Origin of the sequence: Halalkalibacter lacteus (assembly GCF_036663595.1) — a bacterium.
GTDB lineage: Bacteria > Bacillota > Bacilli > Bacillales > Bacillaceae_D > Halalkalibacter > Halalkalibacter lacteus.
This window is the reverse complement of sequence record NZ_JAWRVL010000018.1, coordinates 61,349-79,213: the sequence shown is the minus strand read 5'-3', so window position 1 is coordinate 79,213 and position 17,865 is coordinate 61,349. Positions and strand designations below refer to the sequence as shown.

Here is a 17,865-nt window from a genome sequence, read left to right as displayed (position 1 = left end):
TTTAAAACAATGCAACGGCTTTGCTCATTGCTTAGAGGCTACTGAAAAACGACCTTTTTCAGTAGCCTCATATTTATAGAAGTGTCTTTTTATTTCAGAGCACCCTCTTCCTAAATCATATGATTTTCTCAACATTCACACGACCAGAAAAGAACGTTGCACCGCCGCCCATGTCTGCTAATCGATCAGGGGCTAGCGCATTAACCAATTGTTTCTTACCTGGCATATCTGCCCATAACCCTTGGCTCACGACAACTCCTGGTAGAACATTGTCACCAACTGCAGCTGTGATTTCGCACTCGCCACGGTCATTCCAAATTCGAACTAGCTCCCCGTCCTCAATTTCTCGCTTTTTGGCATCTTCCTGATTAAGATGAACTTTCGCTGTTTTTTCTAATTTTCTATGTTTCTCGTTATTTGAGAACGTAGAATTTAAGAAGTTGTGATTTGGCCCAGGAATAAATAAGAAAGGGAAGTCGCCGTCGTTCACTAATGGAGTATGCGTAGGAAGGCCTGGATATCCTTTTTGTTCCATTTGTTTTGAATAGAGCTCAATCTTTCCGCTCGGTGTATTGAGTTTGTTCAAAGAAAACTCTGTTCGGTCTGCTTTCATGTACTGTTCTTTGACTAAACTATTATAATTCACATGTTTAAAATAAGGATTTGCCGGATGATCAAGGGCTTGTCGAATCATCTCTTCATCTGAGTCTTTTAATGCTTCGTCTTCAAAGCCCATTGCTTCTGCAAGTAATCTGAATAGATCCATATTTGACTTGCTCTGTCCGAATGGTTCAATCACTGGCTGTTGCAAATGTACGTAATGATGCCAATAAGATGTGTAGAAGTCCAAATTTTCAAAAGCAGATGTTGCAGGTAAAACAATGTCTGCATACTGAGCAGTTTCTGTTAGAAATAAATCATGGACAACGGTAAATAGATCATCTCGTTCTAGGCCTTGACGCACTTTATTGCTTTCAGGTGCAACAAGTGCAGGGTTCGAACTATACACAAATAAAGAGTAGACAGGTGGATCTGTTTCTAGCAATACCTTCCCTAATTGATTCATATTAAACATTCTTGTTTGCTTGTTTTTAAGTAAATCAGGTCGTTGTAGGGAGGTGGTATTGTAATCTAAGAAGCTACTGTTTGATTTTATTGCGCCACCGCCTGGATTAAGCCAAGCCCCCGTAAGTGATGGCAAGCAAGCAATCGTTCGCACGGTCATTCCACCATTATCATGATGCTGCAAGCCATTTCCGATTCGAATGAAAGAAGGGGAGGTAGAGCCATACATCCGAGTTAATTTGTAAATATCTTCAACAGGAACACCCGTTATTGTAGAGACCGTTTCTGGATCATACTGTTTTACATGCTCTTCTAACTCCGCGTAACCAACCGTATATTCCTTCAAAAATTTCAGGTTGGTCATCTTCTCAGCAAACAAAATATGCATCATTCCAAGAGCGAGGGCACCATCTGTACCTGGGCGAATTGGAACGAACCAATCAGCCATCCGTCCTGTTTGGTTCTTATGAACATCAATGACAACGATTTTCGCCCCACTTTGCTTGCGTGCTTTTTGAGCAATCGTCATTTGATGCATATTTGTGCTAACGGCGTTAATTCCCCACATAAGAAAGAGCTTTGTTTCTGTTGTTTCCTCAGGGTCGCATCCAATACTAGCACCCATCGTGTATTGATAGCCTGTAGACCCTGCGACTGAACAAATAGCTCGGTCTAATTGACTGGCTCCAAGACGATGGAAGAAGCGACGATCCATCCCCTCAGCAGTAAGGTTGCCCATATTTCCGTAAAAACTATAAGGAAGAATCGACTCAGGACCGTGTTTGTCGATTAGCTCTTTCCATTTGGTTACAATCGTATTAATTGCTCCCTCCCATGTGATGGGAGCGAACGTTCCTGCTCCTTTTGGTCCAACTCGTTTTAATGGAGTCGTTAATCTATTAGAATCATAAAGACGTTCTGTCATATTTCTTACTTTATTGCAAATATTCCCTTGAGTTACAGGGTGATTAGGGTCTCCTTGGACTTTTACAAGTTTTCCGTCCTTTTTATGAACTAATAGGCCACATTGATCAGGACAGTCAAGAGAACATACGGATGGAAAGACACCATCATTCTTCGTTACAAATGATTGCATGGTTAAAATCCTTTCAAAAATAATGAAGTTAGTAGATTATAACACTTAATTTAATAGTAGAAAAGTTTCGTAAAATAGGGGTTTATTAATAGTGAACCGCCATCTCTTTTCTTATTCCTTACGAAAAAAAACCTTCTAAAAAATCCAATTTTGGGAAGAGTAAGGACAAAAGGGGTTGAGCAGCATGCATTTGTTCAGTCATTATACAGTAGAAAAGCGTGAAACTGGCTATGAGATTCTTTTGTATTTAGATCCGATGGAGGAAGAATATTCAGAAGAATTCGGACTATTAAAGGATAAAGATAAGAAAATAATTGAAAAAGAAGCAAGTCGTTATATAAAAGAAAGGCTTCCTGAATTTAAAGGGGGATTAGTAAAAGTTATGGGAGGTGCTATGTTAGTAACGACACTCGTTTTTGGAGCGGGTGCAAGTACGACCAAGGCAGCTCAAATAAATGAAGCAGAGTCACTTGATGATAAAGAGGATGTAACCAAAAGTGTGGTTGAAGAAGTTTTGTTAAATATTTCAACAAGGCATGATTCAACTAGCGATGTGTTAAAGGAACTAGAGAAGGTAAAAGGGGAGAATGAATCAATTACGATACCAGAAAGAAGCAATGAAGAAATGAATATGGTAGAAGCAGAATTTGTGTGGCTTGCTAAAATGATTTATTGTGAGGCAAAAGGTGAATCATTAGAGGGGCAAATCGCTGTTGGTGCGGTTATTTTAAATCGGGTTGAAAGTGATCAATTCCCTAATACAGTTGAGGAGGTTATTTTAGAGAAAACTTCTGGCACCTATCAATTTAGTCCAGCAGGTAGTGGGGCTATTTATTCAGCTAAGCCTGATGCCAATAGTATAGAGGCTGCTAAACGTGCTCTTGAAGGGGAGGATCCAACGAATGGCTCTCTATATTTTTATAACCCGGATAAAACGGGTGATCAATGGATTAGAACTCGAACAGTTTCGACGGTGATCGGAAATCATGTTTTTTCGTATTGATGGATGTTTTATTATAGGGAAATTCTTTTTCATAATCTGGGTATTTAAAATTGAAGTATAACTGAACGAGAGACAGAGGCCGAGTTTTATGTGCACTAACAAGTAGAAAGTGAACTTTGTGCTAATGTTACTTTTGAAAAAAACTCCCAACTATTATTTTTTTAAAAAAGTATTGAAAATGCTTTCAATATTGTGTATTGTAGGATAGCGCAGTAACCTTGTAAAAAAACATTCGTATGATTCATTTCAAAGGAGCTTGTTGATCACGTCTTCAAGCTCTCTTTTTGTTTACAATAATTGAATTTAATTCGTATTTGTTGGAGAATCCTTTCTTGCTAGGGCTTTTTTTGCTTCGTTATAGGTGAGTCCGGATTGGTCGTTCAGACGTTTGACCTCTTCAATATTTGTTCCTGAAAGGGTTTTATTCTTATGATTCATAACTATTTCTCCCTCCTATTCACGTTTTTATTAGTATGAACAAAAGGAAAGTCGTTGATGACAGTCAAACGAGAATGATTGCTGAAATCTTGTTATATTTGGAACGGAACAATATTCTCTTAGAAAAGAGGACGGTTGATCAGCTTTTAAATGAAATGGAAGAGAAAATAGAAGAAGTGGGATTACAGTTCGTATCTATTCGAAAAGGACATCCAGGGGAATTGGCGCGGCCGCGTCGGTTTGAACTGGTTGCGGCTTTGAATCGTTTGCGTAGTTTGCGGTGTGAATAGCTATAGGATAGCACTAACAGTAGTAATACGTTGATCAGCTCTTTGTCGTTCGTGGTAAGGGGGGGGAACCTAGTGAGCGATGAAAGTCCTTCTATCAAAATCATTTAATTTAAATTTTTGGAAATTGTTCATAGCCGACTTCTTTTTTTGAATAGCCACCATGTAAATAACTGATTCTATATAGTAAAACAATTAACTGTCAAAGGAGGAGTTCTATGAGTGACAGTACTCTAAGCAGTCTTATCAGCTATGTACATTCAGATGATTTTAGGGAAATGTGTAAGGAATTCAACATTAAAGTCGACAACACTCCTAGAAGCATTAAAGAATTAGAAAAAGAATTGCCAAACTTTTTTTCAATAGTTGAAGACGATGTAAAACCAAAACTTTGTATTTTATTCGGTGTTTATTTTGGAGAAGTCTTGAAAGAAACCTTTGAAGGTATGGGAGAGTGGGGCTCCTATTATCCGGTTGAACCAACTAAAACTGAGTTTAGAATAATGAATGGAGAATCTGAAGCAATCCTTCGTCCCGTATTAGCGATAAAGGACTGTATTTACAAAGGAGAGCCTTTGTCTAAGTATATAAACTCGGTTGAAGAAATAATGAATTCTGAACATGGCATAAATAACGCAAAGAAGTAACAAAAATTTTTTTGTTACTTCTTTTTAACATAACTCCGAAAGAAGCCCCTACTTCAACAAAAGTGGTTTTCTTTTGTAAGTGGCGGGTAGTTCACGTGATGCTGTGGTTTATACCAAGGATGGTTTCTATTCCTTTATAAATCTCGCCACACCAAGGCTCTGGTGGTTCACCAGTATTATTTCAATCGTATCTACTTTGTTTTCATCCTCTGAGATATTATCATCACTACTCCCACGGTTTGTCAGTCGTGATAAAACTGGCCAATTCTTTACTTCTTATTCTGTGTTCTTTGCGTTTGGCAGCTCGGTCTTCTCCGGTTTCGTGTAATTTCATTTCTTCTTTGGTTTGAGGGATTACTTTTGGAACCTTAGTTGGTTTTCCTTTTTCATCTAAAGCAACAAATGTTAAGAAGGCTGTTGCTGCTATTTTTCGCTCACCAGTAAGTAAATTCTCTGCAATGATTTTTACGAATACTTCCATCGAACTTGTTCCTGTCCAAGATACAAAAGAAATAAAGGAAACTGAGTCATCTGGTGTGATCGGATTTAAAAAATCGACGGAATCAGTCGAAGCTGTGACACATCCTCTTCTCGAGTGCCTTGTAGCTGAGATGGATGCAATCATATCGACATCACTCATTAATTTGCCTCCAAACAATGTATTGTGGTTATTAATATCATTCGGAAACACTCTGCTTGTTCTAACGACTCTAGATTCATTTGCATATTTTGATTCCATGTTTACCTCCAAGTTAGTTGTTCTCATTTATCATAGGTGCGAATTTTATTGAATTCTGTCAATTCAATGATCTTTCAAGTTAGGAAGGTTTTATTAACTTATTTATTAACTTATATGATAGTATATGAAGAAAAAATTTAGTGAATTCACATCCGAATTGAATGAGTTACATTTCTGTACATTCAGAAAATCGTTTTCTTGGGTGCTTTCGGTTTTTATTAATGCCCCATCAATCCATATTTGATAGGAGTAAACAATTAAAGGTAGGATTGTTTTGAAAATATTGGCTTCTTCATAATCATATTCTCTTAGTGCTAAGATATAGAAAAAAGGGTAGTGAGCGCACTAATATGCTTCACTACCCAATTATTTATTTACTCTGACTTTCCTTTTCTTCTTCATTTCGTGTTTCTAAATGAGCTACATGAGCTTCTCCCCACTTACTCATCATCTCTAAAATGGGGATCAAGCTTTTCCCATGTTCTGAAAGGGAATATTCCACTTTAGGTGGGATTTGGGCATAGACTTTTCTTGTTACGAGATCATGTTCTTCTAATTCTCGTAATTGCGAAGTAAGCATTTTTTGAGTAATACCTGGTATCGCTCTTTTTAATTCGTTAAACCTCATTACATTGTCATTTACTAGTGGAAAGAGGATTTTGTGTTTCCACTTTCCTACTAAGGCTTCTAATGCAGTATTTACTTTACATTCAGACATTGCTAGTCCTCCTATTAGTATCCTTTTGTATACTATACCACTTTTTTGTGCGTACTTATCAAACCTTTTTATATAGTTCATAATAACAATATCCAATAACAAATCAGTTAAGTTATTGTGAAAAATCATTACGGAGGGGAAGGTATGAGTTTTCAATTACATCCTGATACGGAGCTTGGTCCTGTTAAATTAAAAGTTAGTAATCTGGAGCGTTCGATTACTTTTTATAAAGAAGTCATAGGGTTTGACGTTTTGAACGAGCAGAATAAGGTTGCTGAGTTAACGGTAGATGGAAATGAACCGTTGCTTATTTTAGAAGAGGTTGAAGATGCAATTGTATATCCACCGGGCACGACTTTAGGATTGTATCACGTAGCGATTTTGTTGCCTGAACGACATGAGTTAGGTATGTTTCTAAAGCACATACTTGATAAGCGTATTCAAATTGGTTCAGCCGATCATTTCGTGAGCGAGGCGATCTATTTATCTGACCCAGATCATAATGGACTAGAAATATACAGGGACCGGCCACGAGACGGATGGACAAAAGAAGCGAATGGCGATTACAAGATGGTTACTGTGCGCATTGATGCTGAAGGCTTGATAAAGGAAGCAGGAGATCAAGCGTGGCAAGGGTTACCCGCTAAAACGAAAATTGGTCATATTCATTTACATGTCAGTGATTTACTAGAGAGTAGGGACTTTTATAAAAATGTACTAGGATTTGATGTAACAGTTGGAAACCTGACGAACGTAGGGATGTTGTTTCTCGGAGCTGGTGGGTATCATCATCATATTGGTTTTAATATTTGGGCGGGACCTAACGCTAAGCAGCGACCGCTTAATGGAGTGGGAATTGCATATTATACTATCATTTTCCCAAGTCAAGATGAATTGAACAAACAGATTGAACGCATAAAATTGAATGGAGTAGCTTTAACTGAACAAGGTGCCAGAAAGTGGAAGGTACAAGATCCATCTGGTGTTGAAATACACTTAACAGCACGATTATAAAATAGGAGGAAAAAAAAGATGAAAACGAGTCAAATAGGTTTATTTATTGTTCGCGTTGTGGTAGGAATAACATTTATGTTACATGGACTGGATAAGTTCCAAACTGGAATTGGCAACATTGCAGGGTGGTTTGATAGTGTTGGTTTACCTGGGTTTTTAGCATATATTATTGCTGTAATTGAGTTAGTAGGCGGGATTGCAATGATCCTTGGGATTGGAACACGAATTGTAGGGGGATTATTTGCACTCGTGATGGTTGGGGCGATAGTTACAGTCAAGTTACCTGCTGGATTTTTAGGAGGATTTGAATTAGATGTAATTTTACTTGCGGTTTCAATTCAATTAGCTATGAGTGGGAGTAGTATTTTCTCGCTAGACCAAGTTCTCACGCGCTCAAAAGAATTAGGATTCAAAGCTTAGTTCGGAAGAGCGCTCATTGCTTGGTTGGGACAGTGGCGAGTAAGTAATAATGTTACATTCTAATGATTGAGGATAAGCATGAAACTTTTTACTTGAAAACTAACTTGAGTCATTCTCAAGTTAGTTTTTTTTTTAGCAAATTCGAAGTGTTACTATTCAAAAGATGATAGTGAGTGACCGGTGAAAGACACGAATCGTGAACAGTTCCGGTTGCTCAATCGATTCAGACGATTGGACCCAATGGTCTATAATTGATAGAAGAAGATTGAAAATGCTCGAAAACAAAAGTACGATAGGCTAGAGTAGAATAAACTTTTGACTTTGAGGAGGGTTTTTAGTGGCAAATATTTCATTTGAAATTAAAGAAACGGTAGCTGTTTTATCAGAAAGTACAAAAGGATGGAAAAAGGAACTCAATCTAATTAGTTGGAACGGGAGAGAACCAAAATATGATATTCGTGAATGGTCACCCGATCATACGAAAATGGGAAAAGGTGTGACGTTATCTGAGGAAGAGGTCGCTATATTGGTTCAAGCATTAACAAAAGATTGATTAGTGAGGGGGAAATGTTTTTTTAGTTATAGCAGTTAAGAATGAATGGTTGAAATATCTTTGAGGAGTTATTTGAATGTTGCAAACCCTACTTTAGTAATGGTTAATTTTTTGATTGACAGGGTTTTTCAAATGGATGTAGACAACATTTTAGCTATGGAGATTTTACTTGAGCAATACAAATGATAACGAATTAAGATTAGGTTGTGATGTATAGCCTAAGCTTTTCTATGCCAAGATTTATTTTGCAACCACTCATTGAGAATGCGATTTATCATGGCTTAGCTGATGAAGGACGAATTTGATGTCGAAATCAACAAAGTAAACGAATGTCTTGTCATTTCAATTCATGATAACGGAAAAGGGTTGTCTGATGAGGAAATTCATACGATTTTGTATGAGGAAAGTGATGAAAATAAAACTGATATCGGATTGGAATGAACTATGTCAAAAGTATGCTAGAATCTTATTACGAGAAAAAAGCGCACTTGGATATTAAATGTGAAAGCGGCAAAGAACGACGGTTGTTCTTAGGACCCCAGTGGATAAGTGAAAAATGATTAAGATAAAGGGTGTGTTGGGTCTGCTCCATTTAAGGAGCAGGCCTCTTTCGTGGAGGATGAAAATGTGAGCAACATCACTTTTTTTTTCGTGTAAAGATTTATAATAAAGGAAATAGTGAAAAAAGCTGATGATTACATGCGTTGTAATTAATGGAGGATAGAAAGTGGACTTAATTATTTCCTTATTAGATGAACCGTTGTTATTATTATTTGTTATTTTGTTTATAGGGTCGATGCTCGGTCAAGCAAAGGTAAAAGGACTGAGTTTAGGTACCTCTGGTGTATTGCTTGTTGCGATGTTATTTGGGCATTTTGGTTATCAGATTTCTGCGACAGTACAAAATTTAGGGCTAAGCTTGTTTATTGTTGCGGTTGGACTACAAGCTGGACCACGATTTTTTCGAATGATGCGCTCAAGTGGCCTTGTTTTTGGTATCATTGGACTACTCATTGTGCTGGTCGCTGCAGTTACGACGGTCGTTGTATCTAAGCTGTTTGGTTTGTCTCCGGCACTAAGCATTGGTCTTATGACAGGAGCTCTTACTAGTACGCCGGGGTTAGCTGCCGCTCTTCAGGCAACCAATGACCCACTTGCTTCAGTGGGATATGGGATTGCTTATCCTTTCGGCGTCTTAGCTGTCGTGTTATTCGTGCAGCTTTTACCTAGAATGCTTAAGATTGACTTGGTGAAAGATTTGCACCAAACAGTTGATCCTGTACGGAATGAACGATCTCCCGAAGTGATTACGATCGAAGTAACGAATCCTTCGATTAATAAACATACGTTGAAGGAACTCCGATTTAATCAATACAAATCCGTTGTCATTAGTCGCGTCATACGTGGCGACCGAAATATTATTGCCTTAAATGATACAGTAATTCTACAAGGAGATCGTCTTGTTGCCGTAGGGTTGCGAGAAGATTTAGATCAGATTTGTAATGACATCGGAAGAGAAGTGCAGGCACACTTCAAAAATTCTGACCATGTGAAGCTTCGTAAAGTAGTAGTAAATTCAGAGGAAATGATCGGAAGGAACTTAAGAGAATTAGAGTTACGTAGAACATACGGTGTAACCGTCACCAGGATGGAGCGTGGGGGCTTTGAGTTTAATCAAAATTCAAAGTGGAGGATGGAACGAGGAGATGTCCTAACTCTAGTGAGTAGCGAAGACCGTTTAAACGATGTCGAGAAGCTGTTTAGTAAAAATAAGTTAACGGTGACAAATGTGCATATTTTTTCATTGAGTTTGATTTTGTTAATTGGGATAGTAGTAGGAATGATTCCCATTCACTTACCTCAATTAGGTACGCTTACGTTAGGGGTGGCTGGAGGCCCTTTATTTGTTGCGCTGTTAATTGGACACTTTGGAAAAATTGGTCCCATTCGTGCTCGATTTTTTCAACCATCCAATCAAGTAATCCGTGATATTGGACTCGTTCTCTTTTTAGCAGGAGCAGGTACGACTGCTGGTCAAGGTCTTGTAGAGGTCGTTCAAAGAGAAGGGCTTAGCCTTATTTTGGGAGGGGCTTTCATTACAGTTATTCCGATCTTCGTTGGTTTCTTATTAGCGAGAAAACTATTTCAATTAAGTGTCGTTCATTCATTAGGTGCCCTTTGCGGTGGACTAACGAGTACTCCTGGATTGGGTGCAGTCAATCAACTCATTGATTCAGATGATCCATCCATTGCGTATGCGGCAGCTTATCCTTTTGCACTAATCTTTGTTGCAATCGCAGCACAATTACTTGTCTTTTTCCTATGAAAGGATATCAAAGAGAAAATAGAAGGCCTATATAGTGTTTATTTCTCAATGACAGTCGAAAAAACGAACTAAATGTAGGCTTACTGCGTAAAAGAAAAAAACATTAGGAACCTTGACGTCATGTCGAGGTTTTTTTGCCAGGTAAGATTTATGTCTTTAGGCTAAAAGAATGTCTATAACTAATTTTTAAAAATAATAAGATGTAATTCAGCCAATTTAGGGTAAGTCTAATAGGAAACGATTATACCTGGGGTGAGACAGATGACGAATATTAATGGTCAAATTATATCCGGTGAATTTGATAGCGAAATGAATGAATTTGTTCTTCAAAAAGTGAAGAATTATCCAACTGAATCGACTCTGAAAGAAAGTCAATTCTCAAGACTTTACCGTTATTTGAAGGAACAAGAAGGTAGTGCAGGATCCCAAGTCATTACTTTGTATGACCAAATGTTAATCCCATTATCGAATGAAGATATTAAAGCTTTATTATCTGATCTCGAACAGATTCAACATTTGTATCATTAACTTCTAGCCGATTGCTCTTGTAAGATTATTTAATGATTTTGCAAGTGTTCATAAAGGTGTTTACAAAATTTCACCTTCTTGATATATTCTATGTGGATTTTAAGAATCAATAAATTCTTAACTTGCTAGAAGCATTGGTTCTTAAAATCATGGTAAGACATTTATATAACTGTTTAAGTTGAAACGATTACTTAGTAGTTGATAGCGTATGTTTGATTTTTGTTCATTGTTGAAAGACGAAAGGGAGGGGCTTGTGCAATGAATTTTATATGGGGTATTTTGGGTATTGTCACTGTTTTTGCGATTGCTTTTGTTTTTTCGAGTAATCGAAAGTCAATTAAACTACAAACAATCTTAGGTGGATTAGCCATTCAAATCGGTTTTGCTTTTATAGTATTAAAGTGGGAAACGGGAAAGGCGTTCTTGCAATGGCTAACATTAGGAATTGTAGCCATCATTGAATATGCCAACGAAGGGATTGGCTTTTTGTTTGGCGGCTTATTTGAAGCAGAAGGAATTGGATTTGTTTTTGCGATTCAAGTATTAAGTGTCATTATTTTCTTCTCGTCTTTAATTTCCGTTTTATATTATGTTGGAATTATGCAAAAGGTCATTCAGGTCATTGGTGGAGTTTTATCGAAGCTTTTAGGAACGAGTAAGGCTGAGTCAATGTCTGCTGCGGCAAACGTATTTGTAGGACAAACGGAAGCGCCATTGGTTGTTCGTCCGTATCTTGACAAAATGACGAAATCGGAATTATTTGCTGTAATGACAGGCGGACTGGCATCAGTCGCAGGTTCTGTTTTAATTGGTTATTCATTATTAGGTGTTCCGTTAGAGTACTTACTTGCCGCTAGTTTTATGGCGGCACCTGCTGGATTAATTATGGCGAAAATGATTATCCCAGAAACAGAGCAATCGCAAACATCTGATGAGATTCAGCTCGACAAAGATATGGATTGTGCGAATGTCATTGATGCGGCTGCTCGTGGTGCAAGTGTAGGGTTAACGTTAGCGTTAAATATTGGCGCGATGTTGTTAGCGTTTATTGCGCTTATTGCCTTACTTAATGGAATCTTAAGTGCTGTTGGGGGCTGGTTTAATTTTGAAGGATTAACGTTAGAACTAATCCTTGGGGTTCTGTTTTCACCAATTGCATTTGCTATTGGAGTTCCTTGGTCTGAGGCATTAGCAGCAGGTGGATTCATTGGTCAAAAACTAATCTTAAATGAATTTGTTGCGTATGCTTCGTTTGCGCCACAGATTGATGAGTTGTCTAATAAAACAGTTGCTGTCGTTAGTTTTGCCCTATGTGGTTTTGCAAATATATCATCGATTGCAATCTTACTTGGAGGATTAGGAAACTTAGCACCTAACCGGAGAACAGATATCGCAAAGTTAGGAATGAAAGCAGTGTTAGCCGGTATGTTGGCATCATTATTAAGCGCATCGATCGCTGGGATGTTATTTTAGAGTTTTTTCCCTTTTGGAAAAAACTCGAAGCCATTGTCTCGCCGTTTATCGCTAATGTTTAATATAATATGGAGAAGAGGATGTTATAAATGACTGCAGAAATAGCAAATATGATTGACCACAACCTATTAAAAGCAGATGCAACAAAAGAACAAATTATCAAATTAGTAGAGGAAGCAAAGGAATATGAGTTTGCTACTGTTTACGTAAATCCTGCCTGGGTAAAAACTGCTTTTCAAATTTTAAAAGATACGAATGTATTGGTTTGTACGGTAATTGGTTTTCCATTAGGAGCATCAACTAAGGAAGTGAAAGCTTTTGAAACAAAAAATGCGATTCAAAATGGTGCAACAGAAGTTGATATGGTAATCAATATTGCGATGCCTTAGCTATGATTAACGCTGGGGCGACAAGGATTGGAACGAGTTCAGGTATTTCTATTATTAAAGGTGAAGAAACAACGTCAAGCTATTAGAAGAAAGAGAGATTGAATATCAAAGATCGTATTAAGTATATTAGGAAACTTATGAATGGTCTGGTGGAATGACGATGGAGCAAAATAAACGAATGAAAATGATTGAAGCTGCAAAAATGTACTACATATTAGATTATAACCAGAGTGAAATTGCCAAGAAACTTGGGGTGTCACGACCTACAGTATCAAGGTTTTTACAACAAGCAAAAAATGAAGGGATTGTGCAAATAACGATTCATGATCCAACAGAAAATATCGAAGCATTAGAAAGAAATTTAGTAGAAAAATATCAGCTACAAAAAGTGGTTGTCGGTTCTGTTCCGTGTTTTGAAGAGGAACTGATTAAAAAAGCCTTAGGAGAAAAGGCTGCTGAATACTTGTATAAAACGATAACAGATGGCGATACGATAGGAGTCGCATGGGGGACGACGATTTATCATGTCGCTCAGGAGCTGAAGCAAAAATATTGGAAGGGTGTAAAAGTTGTTCAGTTAAAAGGTGGAGTCAGTCATTCTGAAACACATACGTATGCTTCTGAGATTTTGCATTTATTTGGGAAAGCTTTTCACACGAATCCCCATCACTTGCCACTGCCAGCCATAGTCGACCATGTCCTTGTCAAACGAGCAATGGAGACAGATCAACACATCAGAAAAATTTTAGAAATGGGAAGGCAAGCCAATGTTGCTGTGTTTACCGTTGGGGTTTCTTCATCTGATTCTTTATTGTTTCAATTAGGCTATTTTTCTGATGAAGATGCTAAAATTATCTCTTCTAAGGCGGTAGGCGATATTTCTTCTCGATTCTTCAACGAAGACGGTAACATTTGTCATCCGGATTTAAATAGCAGAACGTTGGGAATTGAGTTAGAAGAGCTAAAGCGAAAAGAAAAATCGATCCTTGTCGCTGGTGGTGCGCCTAAGCTAGAAGCGATTTACGGTGCATTAAAAGGGAGATTTGCCAATGTACTTGTTACGGATCAGTATACGGCAAAACTATTGTTGGATAAAACAGAAGATAAATAAAAATGAAAGGCGGAGCATTTTTTGTGCAGATGTATAGTGAAATACATTTGTTATTGGAAGATATTCCGTGTGATCGGATCAATTTCACTTGGAGCAGGGAAAGTATTCTTTCATTCATGGTTTTATTTATTGAAATACCTGACTCCAACGGCTATTATCATCGTTTTTCTAGATGTTTTAGGTGTGTTAGGATGGATTGGTTTGTTGTTTAGTTAAACAAATTTCAGCTGCTAATTTCACAATAGTGAAGAATAGATCCTCGCTTACACGATCGGCAATGACATGAGCTGTCGTGATATTGAAGGAGGAAAACCCTTTGTATTTACCACAAGCCAAATTGTGGGCACGTTCTTGTTCAATCGGACCTGCGATTTTTTTTACTGAAACGTGCGGAAGGATTCTATGTTGAGCCAACAATTTCTTGTTCTGTAGCGGGGCGCCTGTCAAACAAGTATTCTGATAAGGTAGAAAAACTTGAGGAGCGCTGTGAGGCAATAAGAATTAAAGCAATTTATGGATAAATTCGACTCGCCATAGTACTAGTAGACAATCTGTCCTGACTATTTATAGTTTATCGATCAATGAAAAATTCATAAAGCTATATTTCAGCACTAGTGTTGCATAAACGCTGTCTGAATTTTTAGTTTTAAATTTTTTCCTGTTTAGAGCCAAAAAGGTAAATACCCAATAAAGGTGGCTCCATCCATTTGGGGAATTATTTACAATTATACATTTATGACGACGACAATTTTATTTATTAAGGAATGGCTTTTTCTTCAATTTTCCGGAGCCAAATACGTGCCGGCTTCCACAAAGCAGCTCTTAGATAACGGCTAATTTGGAGGGTTTTTCGCTTACTTTTCGTCTCGAGTTGAACGAGAACGTGTAGGCAAAAAACAATTAATGCGATAAACACTTGATTGTGGATCGCCGATTCACTTTGACCATAAAACTTTTTGATGCTGAGATGCTGCTTGATCCATTTGAAAAACAACTCAATCGCCCAGCGTGATTTATACATCTCTGAAATTTCTTCAGCACTTAAATCAAAACGATTCGTAAGTAACTGAAGTTCATTTCCTTTGGAATCAAGCACTCTTAGAAGACGAAAGTAGTTCTCCGTACGGTTTTGATTCGTACCAATCAACACCATTTGATCAGACAATACAGTCGTACCATCGGGTAGTTTAAAATCGTAGACTTCTCGTACGACTGCGTTTTTACGCAGCCTGGATAGAAAAAAGTAGCCATCATCTGTCATTCGATCAAAGCGTTTGTAGTCTAAATAGCCGCGGTCGAACACATACATGCATTCCTTGTCATCTACTATAATTTCTAGCTGACCACGATCATGTTCATTTGCCGTTGTTAGTACAGCCTTTTTAGGGTAGGAAATCCCTTTATCCATAAATACAAGGCGCAAATGCAGTTTTACTCCTGCTTTTGTTTTCCGAAACTCTGCCCATTTATGATTGGTCAAATGAAGTGGCAATGTACTGGAATCAATGATTTTTAACGGCATGACGAGTTTGGTGTAGTGTGTTTTGGCATGGATTTGTGCGACCAAATCAAGGAAAAGAATTTGGAATAAATCAGGATTCAAACCATTTAAACGTCGTGAAAGCTGAGAAATACTAATGGAATCAAGATCAATGCCTTTTTGTAGTTGATCATCAAAAAGACAATCACTCAGAGCGTGGAGGCTTTCAACTTCTTCCAACTGCGCAAAGAGTAGTAATTTAAGAAATGATTCCGTCATTAATTTCTTTGTATAGTAATCTAATTTCATGATTTCCACCTGTTCTTCAAATAGTTGAAGATTTAATGGTGAAAACCATTGTCCAAATGACGTTTTTCGTGTAATCTTGTCCATAGAGTAGGTCCTTTTTTAGTGGATTTGGACGGGTTACCACCTGACTAATCCATTATAAAGGACTTTTTCTTTGTACAAAATAATAAAATTGAACATTTGGAGTATTTTAAATAATAAGTTTCTATTAATGCAACACTAGTGTTATCATTTAACAAATATAACCGATGAAAAAATCTGAAAACTAGTTGACTGTGAAAAGGGTTTCAAATATAATGACAGTGTAGTCGATATTACTGAACGATGTTTTATAATATAAAACAAATGGATGTGATGGATTGTATTATGTTAAGTACCGATAGTTGATCGATGACTGACAGAAGGGTTGACATACGATAACGCTAGGTTCCTCCCTTGTAAAAAGAAATTCCAAAACGAATTGTGGTATTATGACAATGATGCAAGTACATAGAGGGGGAGCAACAATGCCTATTATTCAATCAGTTGACCGAGCTTTAAAAATTTTAGATCTGTTTCATGAATATGAAACAGAACTTAAAATTACAGATATAAGTGAAAGACTTATGTTGCATAAAAGCACCGTTCATTCTTTGTTAAAAACGTTACAGGTACATCAATACATTGATCAAAATTCAGAAAATGGGAAATATCGATTAGGAATGAAATTATTTGAAAGAGGAAACTTGGTCATTCACGGCTTAGATATTCGTGAGTTGGCAAAGCCCCATTTACATACCCTTTCCAAAGAAACATTACAAACCGTTCATCTTGTAGTATTGGATGGCAAAGAGGGTGTTTATATTGACAAAGTCGAGGGGGCTACTTCAAGCGCGCTATACTCAAGGATTGGTAGACGAATTCCGATTCATTGTAGTAGCGTTGGGAAAGCATTAGTTGCTTTTAAAACAAACGAGGAAATTGAGAAGATTCTTGATGGATATGAATTCGATTTTCGTACAGAATATACGATTACGAATAAAGAAGATTTTTTAAAAGAGTTAGAATCCGTACGTCATACGGGCTATTCACGAGATAACCAAGAAAACGAACCAGGCGTTAACTGTGTGGCCATTCCTGTTCGCAATTATACGGGGGAAGTCATTGCAGCAGTGAGCATTTCCAGCCCTGCTATGAGATTTAATGATGAACAAATGGCACTTCATATTGACGTATTAAAAAGAGAAGCATCTAAATTATCGAAAAAACTAGGGTATGGATACGAGCAATAGATTCTCGTATGCGATAACAACAAAACCTAGTTTTATAATATAAAACAATTGATGGAGGGATTTATCATGAGAATCATCCGATTTGAAGAAAAGCAATCACAAAACCCTGTATTAGCATCCGTGACAGCAGAAAACAAAGTGTATTCTCTGCCTTACTCTTGTTTTTTAGAAGTTGTAGAAGTAGCGAAAACAAAAGATGTAAGACCAGTGGATCTTGTTAATGAAATAATCACACAAAGTGTACCATTAACTGAAAGCTTTGAAGAATTAGATCTACTTGTCCCCGTTCTGGCTCCTGAAGTTTGGGCTGCGGGTGTGACATATCAAAAAAGCAAGGAAGCAAGAAACTATGAAGCGACAAATGGTAAGCTTGATGCGACGACATTTTATGATAAAGTTTATGATGCAGAAAGACCTGAAATCTTCTTTAAATCGACAAAGGAAAGAACAATCGGTCCAAGGGGAGAGTTATTCTTAAGAAGTGACTCAAATTGGCAAATTCCTGAACCAGAACTAGGTCTTGTTCTTGGGAGTGAAGGGGAAATTCTTGGTTACACGATTGGCAATGACATGAGTTGTCGTGATATTGAAGGTGAGAACCCTTTGTACTTGCCACAAGCAAAATTATGGGCTAACTCTTGTTCAATCGGACCAGCTATTCTGCTAGCTGAAACAGTTGAAGACCCATATCAATTTGAAATTACATGTAAGATTTATCGTAATGATGAGCTCGTTGTAGAAGGCTCTGCTAGTACAAGTCAATTAAAACGAAAATTTGATGAGCTTGCTAGTTTCTTAAGAAGAGATAATATTGTGTTCCCTGGTACAGTCTTATTAACAGGAACGTGTATTGTGCCACCAAATGAATTTACATTAGATGATGGGGATCAAATTGAAATTGAAATTTCTAATATTGGAAAACTATCGAATCCAGTAAAAAGCCAAGTCGCACAAGTTGCAAAATAATAAAGTTGTTATGCCTTATTAACCAAAATAAA

The 17,865-nt window shown here is 37.4% G+C and carries 19 protein-coding genes and 2 pseudogenes; 16 read left to right on the top strand and 5 right to left on the bottom strand.

Features of this window, described 5'->3' with window-relative positions:
• Positions 1–115: 115 nt before the first annotated feature.
• The gene (locus SAZ04_RS14015; protein ID WP_332696149.1) at positions 116–2,161 is read right to left on the bottom strand and encodes a molybdopterin oxidoreductase family protein; all 2,046 of its coding nucleotides are present in this window, start codon (positions 2,159–2,161) and stop codon (positions 116–118) included.
• Between the two features lie 184 nt (positions 2,162–2,345).
• Between SAZ04_RS14015 and SAZ04_RS14010 the strand changes: the two genes are divergently transcribed.
• Positions 2,346–3,164 carry a cell wall hydrolase gene (locus tag SAZ04_RS14010; protein ID WP_332696148.1) on the top strand — a complete coding sequence of 273 codons (819 nt, stop codon included), beginning with the start codon at positions 2,346–2,348 and terminating at the stop codon, positions 3,162–3,164.
• A 303-nt stretch (positions 3,165–3,467) separates the two neighbouring features.
• Here SAZ04_RS14010 and SAZ04_RS14005 read toward each other — a convergent pair whose 3' ends face one another.
• Positions 3,468–3,602 carry a hypothetical protein gene (locus tag SAZ04_RS14005; RefSeq protein WP_332696146.1) on the bottom strand — a complete coding sequence of 45 codons (135 nt, stop codon included), beginning with the start codon at positions 3,600–3,602 and terminating at the stop codon, positions 3,468–3,470.
• 35 nt (positions 3,603–3,637) lie between these two features.
• Between SAZ04_RS14005 and SAZ04_RS14000 the strand changes: the two genes are divergently transcribed.
• Together SAZ04_RS14000 and SAZ04_RS13995 are read left to right on the top strand one after the other, a co-directional pair.
• Positions 3,638–3,892 (top strand): hypothetical protein, encoded by a 255-nt coding sequence (locus SAZ04_RS14000; RefSeq protein ID WP_332696144.1) that lies wholly within the window; start codon positions 3,638–3,640, stop codon positions 3,890–3,892.
• Positions 3,893–4,107: 215 nt separating this feature from the next.
• Positions 4,108–4,536: a hypothetical protein gene (locus SAZ04_RS13995; protein ID WP_332696142.1), complete on the top strand. Its 429-nt coding sequence runs from the start codon at positions 4,108–4,110 to the stop codon at positions 4,534–4,536.
• 226 nt (positions 4,537–4,762) lie between these two features.
• Here SAZ04_RS13995 and SAZ04_RS13990 read toward each other — a convergent pair whose 3' ends face one another.
• On the bottom strand, positions 4,763–5,275 hold the full coding sequence (locus tag SAZ04_RS13990; RefSeq protein ID WP_332696140.1) for an acyl-CoA thioesterase: 513 nt from the start codon (positions 5,273–5,275) through the stop codon (positions 4,763–4,765).
• A 370-nt stretch (positions 5,276–5,645) separates the two neighbouring features.
• Positions 5,646–5,993: a winged helix-turn-helix transcriptional regulator gene (locus tag SAZ04_RS13985; RefSeq protein ID WP_332696138.1), complete on the bottom strand. Its 348-nt coding sequence runs from the start codon at positions 5,991–5,993 to the stop codon at positions 5,646–5,648.
• A 144-nt stretch (positions 5,994–6,137) separates the two neighbouring features.
• Between SAZ04_RS13985 and SAZ04_RS13980 the strand changes: the two genes are divergently transcribed.
• From SAZ04_RS13980 to SAZ04_RS13930, 11 genes and pseudogenes are all read left to right on the top strand, one after another.
• Positions 6,138–7,007 carry a VOC family protein gene (locus tag SAZ04_RS13980; RefSeq protein WP_332696136.1) on the top strand — a complete coding sequence of 290 codons (870 nt, stop codon included), beginning with the start codon at positions 6,138–6,140 and terminating at the stop codon, positions 7,005–7,007.
• Between the two features lie 18 nt (positions 7,008–7,025).
• Complete coding sequence (locus SAZ04_RS13975) at positions 7,026–7,427, top strand: DoxX family protein (RefSeq protein WP_332696134.1); 402 nt, start codon at positions 7,026–7,028, stop codon at positions 7,425–7,427.
• Positions 7,428–7,764: 337 nt separating this feature from the next.
• Positions 7,765–7,980: a YdbC family protein gene (locus SAZ04_RS13970; RefSeq protein ID WP_332696132.1), complete on the top strand. Its 216-nt coding sequence runs from the start codon at positions 7,765–7,767 to the stop codon at positions 7,978–7,980.
• A gap of 288 nt (positions 7,981–8,268) precedes the next feature.
• A complete protein-coding gene (locus SAZ04_RS13965) occupies positions 8,269–8,421 on the top strand; it encodes a hypothetical protein (RefSeq protein WP_332696130.1) in 153 nt (50 codons plus the stop codon).
• Positions 8,422–8,707: 286 nt separating this feature from the next.
• The gene (locus SAZ04_RS13960) at positions 8,708–10,306 is read left to right on the top strand and encodes an aspartate:alanine exchanger family transporter (protein ID WP_332696128.1); all 1,599 of its coding nucleotides are present in this window, start codon (positions 8,708–8,710) and stop codon (positions 10,304–10,306) included.
• A gap of 261 nt (positions 10,307–10,567) precedes the next feature.
• Complete coding sequence (locus SAZ04_RS13955) at positions 10,568–10,834, top strand: hypothetical protein (RefSeq protein ID WP_332696126.1); 267 nt, start codon at positions 10,568–10,570, stop codon at positions 10,832–10,834.
• A gap of 258 nt (positions 10,835–11,092) precedes the next feature.
• Positions 11,093–12,307, top strand: coding sequence for a NupC/NupG family nucleoside CNT transporter (locus tag SAZ04_RS13950; protein WP_332696124.1), 1,215 nt, complete (start codon positions 11,093–11,095; stop codon positions 12,305–12,307).
• 89 nt (positions 12,308–12,396) lie between these two features.
• Positions 12,397–12,684: pseudogene (gene deoC / locus SAZ04_RS13945) on the top strand (deoxyribose-phosphate aldolase); the annotation flags it as partial.
• 172 nt (positions 12,685–12,856) lie between these two features.
• On the top strand, positions 12,857–13,807 hold the full coding sequence (deoR, locus tag SAZ04_RS13940; protein ID WP_332696122.1) for a DNA-binding transcriptional repressor DeoR: 951 nt from the start codon (positions 12,857–12,859) through the stop codon (positions 13,805–13,807).
• A gap of 69 nt (positions 13,808–13,876) precedes the next feature.
• Positions 13,877–14,023 carry a hypothetical protein gene (locus SAZ04_RS13935; protein WP_332696119.1) on the top strand — a complete coding sequence of 49 codons (147 nt, stop codon included), beginning with the start codon at positions 13,877–13,879 and terminating at the stop codon, positions 14,021–14,023.
• 39 nt (positions 14,024–14,062) lie between these two features.
• Positions 14,063–14,195, top strand: a pseudogene (locus tag SAZ04_RS13930) (fumarylacetoacetate hydrolase family protein); the annotation flags it as partial.
• 369 nt (positions 14,196–14,564) lie between these two features.
• On the opposite strand, the gene SAZ04_RS13925 reads toward SAZ04_RS13930, so the two are convergent.
• Positions 14,565–15,680: an IS4 family transposase gene (locus SAZ04_RS13925; protein ID WP_332696117.1), complete on the bottom strand. Its 1,116-nt coding sequence runs from the start codon at positions 15,678–15,680 to the stop codon at positions 14,565–14,567.
• Positions 15,681–16,102: 422 nt separating this feature from the next.
• Here SAZ04_RS13925 and SAZ04_RS13920 point away from each other — a divergent pair, with 422 nt between their 5' ends.
• Together SAZ04_RS13920 and SAZ04_RS13915 are read left to right on the top strand one after the other, a co-directional pair.
• Positions 16,103–16,867: an IclR family transcriptional regulator gene (locus tag SAZ04_RS13920; RefSeq protein ID WP_332696115.1), complete on the top strand. Its 765-nt coding sequence runs from the start codon at positions 16,103–16,105 to the stop codon at positions 16,865–16,867.
• Positions 16,868–16,933: 66 nt separating this feature from the next.
• Positions 16,934–17,833, top strand: a complete 900-nt coding sequence (locus SAZ04_RS13915; protein ID WP_332696113.1) for a fumarylacetoacetate hydrolase family protein — start codon at positions 16,934–16,936, stop codon at positions 17,831–17,833.
• The last annotated feature ends 32 nt before the right edge of the window (positions 17,834–17,865 follow it).